Raw genomic sequence first — 12872 nt, 5'->3', positions numbered from 1 at the left:
ATTACTGGCGTGTGTATCCCATCTGTAATGCTGAAGCATCCAGAAAATTAGTAAAGAGATTTTCTACAGTCAGGTCAAACTGTGATTCGTCATGCTGTTTTGTTATGCGGATTGTTTTTATGTATGTGTTGCATTTGTTGCAGTAATCAAAGCGGTATTTTTCATCAGGTTCATAACTGTAATACCCGAGTGTATTGATGTTTTCGTTTCCACAGGCAACGCATTTAACGCGTTTGTATTCCCATTCGCATTCGCACAGAGCACAGTGGAGAAATCGTTTGTTGGTCTTTGACTCAACAATTTTAGCCATATCAGGTAAAAATCCGCAAAAGGGGCACAAGCTTTTAGTGTAATCAGGGAATTGGGTTATATCCTGCAATACTGCCTCTTTAAGAGCAATAAATAATGGCTTGTATGCATTAATTGTCATGAATATCAGTTCATCGGTATCCAGTTTATTATTACGAGCTATCGCCTCAAATGTGCTGTCTTTTGATAATAGCGCTATGATTATGTCTTTATAGAGCTCAGGATTGCTGTCAAGGTTTGCAAGTAATGTGTCAAATGAGTAAGCGGTTTGAAACTGAGTAATAAGAGAAGCTATAGTATAAAATATTTTCTTTATGATAGTAATGATTTCATCAGTGAACCGTAAAGTGTGTGGCTGGATCATTGGGTATTGCGTGGTATCAACAATAAGCTTTGAAGCCGTAATGATTGATGCAAGGTGCTGAAGGCTTTGAAACTGCAATGAAAAAAGTAAATGATACAGGGTAAAAAGGTCTTCTGAAAATGAAGAATTATTCACCAGCGTTTCTTTGTGCAGTTCAAGATGTTGTGTATGATTGATCCATGGCATACTTATAATTCCTGCTGTTTTCTTCAATTGAAGCTATAGTCCTCATTGTGACATATTTGTCAATACTTTACAGTTATTTCTTATAAAGTTTTATAGGAACATAACCAATTATGTTTGACAATTATATACAATAATTTTTAATGTTAGAGGTTTCTTCGAACCCTGTTTTCTAAGGCTTATGTAACGCTATGAATGCAGGGTCGAAAGGGTAAAAAGAGAAATCTTTTTGCCTCCCATTTTTGGAAAGAAGAAATAGATTCCCTTTCTGCAAAGGGCAAGGGATTTCTTTATACTTTTTTTTGTATTATATGGGAGGCTTCTATCACGCCAAAATTTAATACAATACCGTTTATTATTAAAGAGGCAAAACTTTACAGTATTGCATATTTTCTTAAGAACTAATGTTTACTTTTTATAGGAGGTGCTCATGCCGGTTACCAGAAGAGATTTATTTAAGTTAACAGGAGTCACTGCAGCGGGTTCTTTTTTAGGTGGAGTAACCTTCTTAACAGGATGTAAATCCACTGACAAGTTAAGAGGTGCAAAAGAATCTACCACCATATGCCCGTTCTGTGGTGTTGGTTGTGGTATTATTGTATCATCGCGGGATGGCAAAGTAATAAATGCCGAAGGCGATCCAGATCATCCAATTAACGAAGGAGCTCTTTGTTCAAAGGGGATGTCATTATACCAGATAGCAGTAAATCCGGTAAAACGGCGTCTTGATAAGGTTTACTATCGCAAACCTTTTGGTGAAGAATGGGAGACGTTAAGCTGGGATGATGCTATCAAAATGATAGCTCAGCGTGTAAAAGAAACCCGTGACCGAACATTTGTAGAAAGGGAAAATGGCATTACAGTAAACCGTTGTGATGGCCTGGCAGGATTTGGTGGTGCAGCACTGGATAATGAGGAATGCTATGCATGGTCAAAGTGTTCACGTCTTTTGGGCATTACACGGTTAGAACATCAGGCACGGCTTTGACACAGCTCAACTGTCGCCAGTTTGGCGGCTTCATTTGGTCGTGGCGCAATGACAAATCACTGGATTGATATTCAGCATGCAGATGTTATCATGATCATTGGAAGCAATGCTGCTGAAAACCATCCAATATCATTTAAGTGGGTTCAGAAGGCACGTGATAAAGGTGGCAAGCTCATCAGTGTTGATCCGCGGTTTACCCGTACCTCATCGCTGGCTGACCTTTATGCGCCAATACGTCCCGGTACCGATATAGTATTTATCAATGGTATAATAAACTATGCTTTGCAGAATGACCTGATTCAGAAAGAATATGTAGTAAAATATACCAATGCTGCATATCTGATAGATCCGGGTTTTGCTTTCAATGATGGTATCTTTAGTGGATATAATGCTGCTGAACGTAAATATGACAAAAAGACATGGAAATATCAGCTGGATGCTGATGGTATACCGCTCAAGGATGAATCATTGCAAAATCCTCAGTGTGTCTATCAACTTATGAAAAAATTTATGTCGCGCTATACACCTAAAAAGGTTTCGGCAGCTACAGGATGTCCTGTTGATGTATTTTTAAAAGTTGCTGAACTGTATACCAGCACACATAAGCCTGATCGTGTTGCTACAATACTATATGCAATGGGTGCAACGCAGCATACCATTGGTGTACAGAACATCCGTGCTTATGCTATTTTGCAGATGCTTATGGGCAATATGGGTTTGGCAGGTGGTGGCATTAACGCACTGCGTGGTGAATCCAATGTTCAGGGCTCCACTGACCATGCACTGCTGTGGCATATATTACCGGGGTATCTGGACGCTCCCAAGGTATTTGGTCCCAAGAAGGACACTGACCTTAAAGCATGGATAGCTAACAACACTCCAACCACCAAGGATCCAATGAGTGTTAACTGGTGGCAGAATAAACCAAAATATATGATTAACTTACTTAAAGCATGGTTTGGCGATAATGCCACTAAGGAAAATGATTATGGGTTTGACTGGCTGCCAAAAGCATCAAAGCCACACTCACACGTTCACATTTATGAAGAACTGTATGCTGGGAGTAAAATAGAAGGTGTCATTTTAATGGGTACCAACCCTGTTGTTGGCGGGCCAAATTCGATGAAAGAAGCTAAGTCGCTTGAGAAGCTTAACTGGCTGGTATGTGCTGACCTGTGGGAAACAGAAACTTCTATTTTCTGGAAGCGCCCGGGTGCAAATCCTAAAGCCATTAAGACGGAGGTATTTTTATTGCCAATGGCATCTTCCGTTGAAAAAGAAGGAAGTGTATCCAATTCAGGAAGATGGGCACAATGGCGTTATAAAGCTCAGAATCCACCAGGTGAAGCTATCACCGACCTTGAATTTGTTGACAGGCTATTCAGGACTGTAAAAAAATTATATGAGGAAGATGTTAAAGCAGGCAAGAAAGTAGCCAACCCTGATCCAATACTGAAAGCATACTGGAATTTTACCCCTGAAGGTCATCATGAACCTGATCCTCACATGGTTGCAAAGGAGATCAATGGTTTTGAATGGGAAAAGAATGGGGAACATGGCGATCAGGTAGAAAACTTTACCAAGCTTACTGATGATGGTAAAACTGCATGTGGGTGCTGGATCTATAGTGGCAGTTATAATGAAGATGGCAATAATATGGCTAGACGCAGCAAGAAGGATAAAACAAAGATGGGCATGTACCATGGATGGGCATGGGCATGGCCAATGAATAGAAGGATCATCTATAACCGTGCCAGCGTCAACATGAAAGGAGAACCATGGAATCCCCAAAAGCCGGTAATATGGTGGGATGGTGATGAATGGAAAGGTGATGTGCCAGATGGCCCAGCACCGGCAGGTAAAAAATTGCCATTTATCATGATTCCGGAAGGTGTTGGACGGCTCTTTGCCCCAACCCTCAATGATGGTCCATTCCCAGAACATTATGAGGCTGTGGAGGCAGTAACACGGAATATATTCAATTCACATCAGTATAACCCGGCTGTATCACTGTATCCTGGCACTCAGGGTGAGTTTGGTACAAGTGCACGGTTCCCGTATATTGGCACTTCATATCGTGTAACCGAACATTGGCAGGCTGGAGCAATGACACGTAACCTTCCATGGCTTGATGAGCTAGTTCCGGATATGTTCTGTGAAATAAGCCCAAGTTTGGCTGCAAAGAAGGGAATTAAGAATGGCGATAAAGTTATCATCTCATCACAGCGTGGTTCAATTGAAACCTTTGCGCTGGTTACCGATAGAGTACAACCACTACAGGTAAACGGCCAGATGGTGGAGATGGTTGGTATGGTATGGCATTTTGGCTATGGTGGGCACGCTTCAGGTTCTACCTGTAATTTCCTGACGCCACAGTGTGGTGACCCCAATACATTCATACCAGAATTCAAAGTATTTCTGGTTGATATACGAAAGGCTTAAGTGAGGAGGTGGAACTATGTCAGAAAAAGCGTTTTTAGTTGATATATCAAAATGTCAGGGTTGCAGGGGCTGTCAGGTTGCCTGTAAGCAGTGGAACGGATTGCCCGGTGAAAAAACCACCTTCTTTGGGGGACCCGAGTATACCAATCCTGCAAGCCTATCAGCTTTAACATGGAACCATGTAGTATTTTATCCACTGGATAAAAGTAAACCTGAACGGCCAGTGTGGAACATCAAGCATACTAAATGCTATCACTGTTCGGAAGCTAACTGTATTGCAGTATGCCCACAAATGGCTATTTCTAAAGTTGATGGTTGGACAGTTATTGACCAGGAAAAATGTATTGGATGCGGTGCCTGTGTGAGTGCCTGCGTGTATAAAGTACCTGGCTTAAGTGAAATAAACCATAAGAATGATATGGGACAGCACATTATACATAGGGGAAAATCGCATAAGTGCAATGCCTGCACTATGAACAAACGTGATATACCTGCATGTGTTGCAACATGCCCATCAGGAGCATTACAGTTTGGTCACAAACAGGCAATAATCAAAAAAGCTTTAGCACGGGTAAAAGAGCTTAAAAAAGATTTCCCTAATGCAAGCGTTTATGGGCTTGAAGAGTTTGGTGGCCTTGGTGTGATATCTGTTCTTAGGGATAAGCCTTTAAAATATGGATTGCCTGTTGGCAAAGATGCGCAGAAGATTGACCTTTCACATTATGAATCAATCAACAGTATCTATCACACATTGTCTGTATTTACTATGGGAATTCCATATTTGCAGAAAAAAGCATATACTGTTGCAAAAGCTCTGGCAGGTGCTGAGAAGAAAGCATAAGCAAACACTACTTTTATAAGGCAATAGAAAGGGGCCGTCTCAAAAGAAACTATAGGGCATGCAATGGCGTGAGCGCAATGTCATTGCGAACGAAGTGAAGCAATCTCAATGCCCCTTAAAAGCAAGATTGCTTCGTCACTTCGTTCCTCGCAATGACAGGAAAACAAAAGTCATTGCAAAGAGGTGTCTTTTGGGACGCCCCTTTTTTTTATCAGTAACTATCGCACATATTAAAACGTAGGCCTGTAAATGTCTTCAGGAAATTTTTTGAGTATTGAAGAAGGAATGGCATTTGCCTTTGCTATCTGGGCGTATAGTTTACCACTGGGTTTTATTGTTCGTTTTTGTGTTTTAAAATCAACCGCAACAAGACCAAAGCGTGACATATAGCCTTGAGCCCATTCAAAATTGTCAATAAGTGACCAGTGGAAATAGCCTTTTATGTCAATGCCTTCCTGTAATGCTTTATGCATCATCTTTAAATGGTCTATGAGTACATTCTGTCGCCAGCTATCATCATCGGTGCCAATGCCATTTTCGGTAATGTACAAGGGAAGGTTGGGGAAGGCATTATGCATTCTTTTAATTGCAAGGTAAAAGCCTTCAGGATAGGGCTCCCAGCCAAGGCCAGCACACAGTTTATCTGTGCCACAGAGCGGGTTGTCCGTTGCTGATGTTGCAAGGTCTTTGAGTTTTAGTGATACTCTGATAAAATTATAGAAATTAAGCCCAATAAAATCGTTTGAATTAAGAAGTTCATTATGCCGTGAAAAAAGCTGGAAGGGAAGCTTACCAATTTGTAATGCCCGTATAACAGCACCGTTAAAAAGGTAATCAACAAATTTTGCTAAAAGATTATCCATGATACATTTCGTATTGTAGGGTATAGGAATCTGAACATTATGGACAATACCAACCTTAGCAGTGGGGTCAACAGATTTTATTGTATGGTAGGCAATAGCATGCATAAGCATCACGGTACCTAACGCTTTAATGGCCTTAACTATATTTTTTTCACCAGGGGCAAACATATCGGTAAGGTAGCCTAACATTACGATGCTTGGCTCATTGATAGTATTGTAGAATTTGACTTTGCCTTTAAATGTAGTTGCCACAACGCGGCAGAACTGTGCAAAATGTTCTAAATGTTCCCTGTCACGGTTAAGGAGCCCACCCTCATTACACCACCATAGGGGCAATGTAAAATGAAAAAGCGTTACAAATGGAGTAACTTTTCGTTTTATAAGCTCATCAATCATTGTAACATAGTGGTCCAGTGCCTTTTTATCCAGCGTTCCTGCTTTAGGAAAAATGCGCGACCATTCAATGGACATACGATAGGCATTGCAGTTTAATTTTTTTAAAAGGTCAAAGTCCTGTTTATAACGATTCCAGTGATCGCACGCAACAAGAGCGCTATCATTATTTTTTATTTTCCCGCTTTTTTCAAAAAGCCACCAGTTATTATTGGTGTTGCCACCTTCTATCTGATGTGCGGCAGTTGCTGTTCCCCATAAAAAGCCTTTGGGGAAATGTATGTCGTTTGATTTTGCTGGCATACGCAGTCTCCTTTTACCTATACTATAAATTATGAAGATATAACCGTATCTATGGCTTTTAGTAAAAAAGTACCAGTATGAAAAATCAATAAAAAAATAAGTATAGGCGATAGTTACTGTAACAAAATTCTTATGTTTGAATCATAGAGTAAAAAAAAGTAATTGCATAAAATTACATTTACATACAATACATTCTATAACAAGAAAGAAAATCATTATGAGTATTCAGACACTGATAACATTATTTGACTGGCGCAGTTTAATAGATATTCCCATTTTGTCATTTATCGTATTTTTGTTTTATACAACCCTGCGTTCTTCCGGGTCATGGCGTATTGGGTTGGGTATCATCGTTGCGGTGTTATTTTATCTTGTGGCACGATTTATACGACTTCCCGGGGTTGAATGGGTTTTCAATAATGTAAGTAATATTGCGTTAATTGCGTTAATCGTAATCTTTCAACCTGAAATTCGAAAGATATTTGAAAGAGCAGCATCAGCGTTTAAGGTTAAGAAACTTCTTAAAGAATCATCGGGATTTATTAGTGAGATAGCAAAGGCTGCGTTTATACTGGCTGAACGGCGCTGGGGTGCAATCATCGTTATACCGGGAAAAGATGAGGTTACAAACAAAATTAATGGCGGCTTTATCATCAATGCCGAGGTAAGCGTGCCGCTTATCGTAAGCATATTTGATCCTCATTCACCAGGCCATGATGGTGCCCTTGTATTGGAAAACGGTAAAATTGTGGGCTTTGGCTACAGGCTGCCACTATCATCATCTGAGAAGTTAGATTACCGGTTTGGAACACGCCACCATGCGTCATTGGGCTTATCTGAAGCGTGTGATGCACTGATTATCACGGTATCTGAAGAACGAGGGACTGTATCAGTTTTCCATTCTGGTTCATACATGCAGGTTGACAGTGAGGAAAAATTAGAAAATGAAATTAAAAACCACCTGCAGCATATCAGTTCTATTTTTCCAGTATCATCAAAACGAAGAGCCAGAAGCATTCGTATAGCCGAGGTTTTTTTAAGCCTGATTGTTGGGTGCTGTATCTGGCTTGCTATTGCCATTAATGCCAGTCAGGTAGTGCAGCGTACGTATACCATACCGGTGCAGTATACTTTACCCCCTAACATGGTGATAATTGGTGAAAAGCCACAAACGGTGCGTATATCAGTATCAGGCTCGGCCAGCGAAATAGAAAGTATTAAGGCCTATGAACTGAAAGCTTTTATTGACCTGACCAATGTATCACCTGGTGAGCATTTGGTGAATTTGCAGCAGAAAAATTTTAATATCAGTAATGATGTCCATATTATTGATATAGAGCCGCCTCAGGTAAAACTTGTACTGCATACAATGCAACAGCGTGATGTTGAAATAAAACCTCAGCTTGTTGGTTCATTGCCACCGGGTTATGAAATTACTTCTATAGATGTAAGCCCTTCAAAAATACCAATATTGTATACAACAGATCTTGAAAACCCGGAAGATATTTATTTGACTACAACGCCAATATATATTAATGGTATTCAGCAGAGTCTTAAACTTACTACAAAGATAGTAGCACCAAAGGGTGTGTATCCCCTTGATGCATCAAACTGGCCGGATGTAACGGTGATCATGTATGTTCATAAAAAATAGTTTGGGGAGCTGTGTATGCCAACAACAATAAAAAATTTAGGGCCATGTACTATTGATTCACCATTGTTAAAAAAATACAGCCAGCGTGATGCAGCATTTGTAGACGATACTATACGAGTCCGCCTTAATGCGTTTATTGGGAAAAACCCACCTAAAGGCGGGGAACATATTGAAAGCTTTGAGGCAGCAGGGCCACGAGAAAAGATTTTCTTTGATCCTGAAAAAACAAGAGTTGCTATTGCCAGTTGCGGGGGATTGTGCCCTGGCATAAATGATGTAATACGTTCCCTGGTAATGGAGTCATATTATGGGTATGGGGTAAAGAATATTATTGGTATACCTTATGGATACAATGGTCTTAATCCGGATTATAATTATAAACCCGTTGAGTTAACTCCTGATTTTGTTAAATCAATTCACATGCAGGGGGGAAGTATATTGGGCTCTTCACGGGGTGGTACTAAGGATATGGACAAGTTAGTTGATACTCTTGAAAGGCTCAACGTCAAAATATTATATACCATAGGTGGTGATGGTACACTAAGAGGTGCACATGACATTGCAATGATTGCAGAGAAAAGAGGCCTGAAGTTAGCAGTTGTTGGTATACCAAAAACCATCGATAATGATATAAGCTTTATACAACGTTCATTTGGCTTTGAAACTGCATTTTCCATTGCAGTGGATGCAATTTATGCAGCGCATACCGAAGCAGAAGGTGCACCCAACGGGATTGGTTTGGTAAAATTAATGGGGCGCCATTCAGGATTTATTGCAGCAAATGCAGCACTTGCAAGCAATGATGTCAATTTTGTTCTGGTGCCTGAAGTCCCCTTTGAACTGGAGGGACCAAATGGGCTATGTGCACATTTAGAAGAGCGCCTGAAAAAAAGAGGGCATGCGGTTATCTGTGTAGCGGAAGGTGCAGGGCAGGAGATTTTGCAAAAAGATTCAGAAAAGAAGTACGATGCATCGGGTAATGTAAAGTTGGCTGATATAGGTATCTATCTTAAAGAAAAAATACAGGAATATTTTAATAAAAAGGGCATAGAGATTAATTTAAAATATATTGATCCAAGCTACATGATACGAAGTGCACCTGCTGTTCCCAATGATTCAATCTACTGCACATTGCTGGGGCAAAATGCAGTACATGCAGGCATGGCAGGCAAAACTGATTTAGTCATTGGCCAGTGGAGCAATATCTATACGCATGTACCTATAGAGGTTGCTATCTCACAGCGCAAACGTATTGATCCTCGTTCACGCTTTTACAGCAGTGTACTTGATGCAACAGGCCAACCATCTGCGATGATTAATGAATAAGAGGATATATTAATTTTTGTTGCTACTAAAGGATTTTGGTTGTTAACAATATAAAAATAATACAAATAGTTAAAAAGATTTTGGAATTTTAACGTTTAGATAAGGAGGTTTGCCGTGGCAAAAGAATACCAGCACGCACCAATTGTTTGTGGGAGTATTACAGTAATTGCTGTTATAGGTTGTGTTATTGGTATATGGCTATCTATGCCAATAGTAATAGTATTGAGCATTATCCCCGCTATTATCTATGAGATATACAGGACAGAAGGTGTTTTTACTAAAATAGCATCGTGGTTAGCACTGCTGGTGACAATCGTTGCATTATATGTTATATATAAAAATGTAATGATTGATAGTATACCCTTTATTACAAAATTTATCAGTATGCCTGTGAGTGTTAAACTTGTGCCAGCAGGATTAATTGCACCGGTGGTGCTGGTAATCATAGCTGTGTTTCTTTTCAAAAGAACGGCTGGTATTTACACACGATGGTTAGCGCTGGTGATTTTACTTACATCGATTGCCCTGTTTTATAGCCTTGACCCTGCACTTATAAAAAGTTTATTATTTACACCAGAGGTTCAGCATAATATTAAAGAAGGCGTTAAAAAGGGGTTACGAACAATTCATTAGTTGCTACAAAGCAGGTGCTGAAATAGATTTGAATCTATTACAATACTTTTCGTATACTGCAATGAGAACGTTGTAATTAATTGATAATAATTCATTTGCTGAAAAACCAATGGGATTTTCCTTGCGGTATGATTTAATGGGGAATGATGCCAGCACTTTTTTTGTGTTTATAATAAAAGAGCCATTTCTTTTCTCAATATAGCCTTTGTTTATACAAAATTTTAAAAAACGTTTTAATTTTTTATGGCGATAGTTTTTGTCATTGAGATATTCATCAATATTGGGAAGCCTGCCTTCTTTCACCAGAGCCATAATATCGGCGATAATAGAATCAAGATGTGATACAATTTCTTCTTTTTTAAGAACAATTACCCTATCAATTTCCTCAACAGCCATAGACAAACGCTGCATGTATACTGACGCAATCTGGCTGAAGGTAATGGTATGCAGATCCTTTAATATCTCTGAAACCTTGGCTAAAAATTTTTCCTTTTCATCAAGAATGAAAACTGGTTTGCCAACATTAATAAAAATATCTTTTTTCCCTACCATACATCGGTCAACTTTGACGTTAATGGGAAGAATATAGAGCTTTTTTTGAAAATGACGAAAGGTGCTATCAACTAACTGAAAAATACCACTTCGTAGATTTTTAAGACCTCCAAAGCCCCATGTGGTGCCTTCAGGGAAAATGAGTGTGGAAAACCCACTGTGAATTGAGCTTTTTAATTTTTCCATCTGAGCATATATTTCTGACTTCATTGCTTCTTTGTTATTGAAATCCTCTATAAATGGGCGCGGGATATCAATCAGTTTCATTTTTTTAAAAAAAGCTTTTGGAAGCCCTGTTTTGTCCAGAAAATAAAATAGATAATAGGCTAATTTGTTTTTTTTGCCAAAATTTGATGACAGATAGTTACCGCTTAAAAAATCCTTTTTAGCCATAATAACGAAGTGAGGACGTGGCTTTAATGCGTAATATACTTTTGAAAGCGAGGGAACTTCAAAATAGCTGTCATGGGTTGGTGTAAATATTACTAAATCAGGTATGTGTTTTAGATATTCTTTGCCTTTAAGATGAGGTCTATGACGCATCATAATGGAGGCAACTTTAAAACAAAACAAAAAAAATTCGTAAATAATGCCATTAGAGTGCTGCATAGTTTATCCTCCACTTTTGATAATTAAAAAATAGTATATGAATGGTTCTCTGTCAATCTATTTATACAAAAAATGAATTTTGATGATTGTGACACTGTAGATAAGTTTAGTTTTCCAAAATAAATCAGCAATAATTCCTTAAAAATTTCATGATGAATATAATGTACACACCCGCCGCCAAAGGCGGCGGGGGTGTACATTACTTTATATTTTATTCAAATTTCCACATTTAGGAATAATTAGTGAAAATAAATCTTAAATAAAAAAATTTTTAAAATTTTGTAATAAAAATATTGACGCTTTCAGCAAGATGCAGTATTTTAACTAAATAGTTAAACTTTCTAATTAAATCAAATGGTTAATAGTATGAGCTATCGCTCATAAAAGTTTTAGATTAAGGGACAACATGCAATCATTCAAATATTCCAAGGAAACCCATGATGTAATTCTGAATGCTGCAAAAAAGGAGTTTGCTGAGCGCGGCTACAGTGGTGCACGGATGAGTTCTATTGCAAAACGAGCAGGGGTTAATCAGGCACTTATTCACTATTACTTTTCTAGTAAAGAAAAGCTATACAGGGAGGTTCTGGAGTTTTTATTTCATCATGAAGAATCACGTATAATTGAAGAATATTTTAAAGAAGATGTGCTAACTCCACCTGAAGCATTGTATGTGGCCATCTATATTCTGGTGTACCTGCATCATGATGCAATTGATCCTGAAACAAACCGCATAATTTCTTGGGAAATTGCTGAAGGCGGTGAAACATTTAAAAGGCTTTTAATAGAGTATCTTTATCCACGATTGGATAGAATTACATTAATAATCCAACAGGGTATTGAACAGGGATATTTTGAAACCAGCGACCCATTTTTGATAGTTTTTAATCTGGTAAATTTTATTATCTCCTTTGAAAATAACAAGCAGTATCTTAAAGATACTCTATGGTATGGCCGTTTTTATGGTGGTGATGATGGAAGAAGATTGTTTGAATATACACTAACAGCCACCTTTAAGGCTCTGACCCCAAAGGGGAAGGTATTTGCTTTGCCTCACATAAGTAATGAATTACAACACAAATTACATACAATTATTGATAAGCTTAAAAGTGCTCAGGGAGAACGATATGCATTGTCAAAAGATTTATAAATATTTGTTTCAAAAAAGTGGTGTTCTTTCATTCATGACAGTGGTTATTATTTTCAGTGTATCGCAGGTAAACGCTCAACCGCTTACACTGCAACAGGCAATTACTACTGCCATACAAAATAATAATACCTATAAGGCTGCTCTTTTAAAAGTGGAGGAAAACCGCTATAAAGTACGTGAAAGCTGGGGAATGTTGTGGCCACAGCTTTCCACTGATGTTGCCTATACACGGCAATGGTATGAAGCAGGTTTTCAGTCGCAG

The 12872-nt window shown here is 38.7% G+C and carries 10 protein-coding genes and 1 riboswitch; of the genes, 7 read left to right on the top strand and 3 right to left on the bottom strand.

The annotated features are described in order from the left end of the window. Position 1: 1 nt before the first annotated feature. Positions 2 to 859 (bottom strand): formate dehydrogenase accessory protein FdhE, encoded by an 858-nt coding sequence (locus AB1444_07325; protein MEW6526457.1) that lies wholly within the window; start codon positions 857 to 859, stop codon positions 2 to 4. 141 nt (positions 860 to 1000) lie between these two features. Further along, positions 1001 to 1125, top strand: a riboswitch (molybdenum cofactor riboswitch). A gap of 161 nt (positions 1126 to 1286) precedes the next feature. Between AB1444_07325 and fdnG the strand changes: the two genes are divergently transcribed. Together fdnG and AB1444_07315 are read left to right on the top strand one after the other, a co-directional pair. Next, on the top strand, positions 1287 to 4286 hold the full coding sequence (fdnG, locus tag AB1444_07320; protein ID MEW6526456.1) for a formate dehydrogenase-N subunit alpha: 3000 nt from the start codon (positions 1287 to 1289) through the stop codon (positions 4284 to 4286). A 16-nt stretch (positions 4287 to 4302) separates the two neighbouring features. Beyond that, positions 4303 to 5127, top strand: a complete 825-nt coding sequence (locus tag AB1444_07315) for a 4Fe-4S dicluster domain-containing protein (GenBank protein MEW6526455.1) — start codon at positions 4303 to 4305, stop codon at positions 5125 to 5127. A gap of 230 nt (positions 5128 to 5357) precedes the next feature. Here AB1444_07315 and AB1444_07310 read toward each other — a convergent pair whose 3' ends face one another. Further along, positions 5358 to 6686: a family 1 glycosylhydrolase gene (locus AB1444_07310; GenBank protein ID MEW6526454.1), complete on the bottom strand. Its 1329-nt coding sequence runs from the start codon at positions 6684 to 6686 to the stop codon at positions 5358 to 5360. A gap of 217 nt (positions 6687 to 6903) precedes the next feature. On the opposite strand from AB1444_07310, the gene AB1444_07305 reads away from it, so the two are divergent. The 3 genes from AB1444_07305 to AB1444_07295 all read left to right on the top strand — a co-directional run bounded on the left by AB1444_07305 (position 6904) and on the right by AB1444_07295 (position 10299). Beyond that, positions 6904 to 8340 carry a diadenylate cyclase gene (locus tag AB1444_07305; GenBank protein MEW6526453.1) on the top strand — a complete coding sequence of 479 codons (1437 nt, stop codon included), beginning with the start codon at positions 6904 to 6906 and terminating at the stop codon, positions 8338 to 8340. A gap of 15 nt (positions 8341 to 8355) precedes the next feature. Next, entirely contained in the window at positions 8356 to 9666 is a 1311-nt protein-coding gene (locus AB1444_07300) for an ATP-dependent 6-phosphofructokinase (protein ID MEW6526452.1), read from the top strand. 114 nt (positions 9667 to 9780) lie between these two features. Next, entirely contained in the window at positions 9781 to 10299 is a 519-nt protein-coding gene (locus tag AB1444_07295; GenBank protein ID MEW6526451.1) for a hypothetical protein, read from the top strand. A 3-nt stretch (positions 10300 to 10302) separates the two neighbouring features. On the opposite strand, the gene AB1444_07290 is transcribed toward AB1444_07295, so the two are convergent. Continuing rightward, positions 10303 to 11460, bottom strand: a complete 1158-nt coding sequence (locus AB1444_07290) for a 1-acyl-sn-glycerol-3-phosphate acyltransferase (protein MEW6526450.1) — start codon at positions 11458 to 11460, stop codon at positions 10303 to 10305. 406 nt (positions 11461 to 11866) lie between these two features. Between AB1444_07290 and AB1444_07285 the strand changes: the two genes are divergently transcribed. Both AB1444_07285 and AB1444_07280 read left to right on the top strand, forming a co-directional pair. Next, a complete protein-coding gene (locus tag AB1444_07285) occupies positions 11867 to 12610 on the top strand; it encodes a TetR/AcrR family transcriptional regulator (protein MEW6526449.1) in 744 nt (247 codons plus the stop codon). After that, on the top strand, positions 12588 to 12872 hold a 285-nt coding region (locus AB1444_07280), incomplete at its 3' end, for a TolC family protein (protein ID MEW6526448.1). The genes AB1444_07285 and AB1444_07280, both read left to right, overlap by 23 nt.

The organism is Spirochaetota bacterium (genome assembly GCA_040756435.1).
GTDB lineage: Bacteria > Spirochaetota > UBA4802 > UBA4802 > UB4802 > UBA4802.
Note: the sequence above shows the minus strand (reverse complement) of the source record. Positions and strands in the feature narration are given on the sequence as shown.

Coding starts and splice junctions, on each gene's coding strand:
- AB1444_07325 (MEW6526457.1), bottom strand. CDS start 859: ATGCCATGGATCAATCATACACAACATCTTGAACTGCACAAAGAAACG.
- AB1444_07315 (MEW6526455.1), top strand. CDS start 4,303: ATGTCAGAAAAAGCGTTTTTAGTTGATATATCAAAATGTCAGGGTTGC.
- AB1444_07310 (MEW6526454.1), bottom strand. CDS start 6,686: ATGCCAGCAAAATCAAACGACATACATTTCCCCAAAGGCTTTTTATGG.
- AB1444_07305 (MEW6526453.1), top strand. CDS start 6,904: ATGAGTATTCAGACACTGATAACATTATTTGACTGGCGCAGTTTAATA.
- AB1444_07300 (MEW6526452.1), top strand. CDS start 8,356: ATGCCAACAACAATAAAAAATTTAGGGCCATGTACTATTGATTCACCA.
- AB1444_07290 (MEW6526450.1), bottom strand. CDS start 11,460: ATGCAGCACTCTAATGGCATTATTTACGAATTTTTTTTGTTTTGTTTT.
- AB1444_07285 (MEW6526449.1), top strand. CDS start 11,867: ATGCAATCATTCAAATATTCCAAGGAAACCCATGATGTAATTCTGAAT.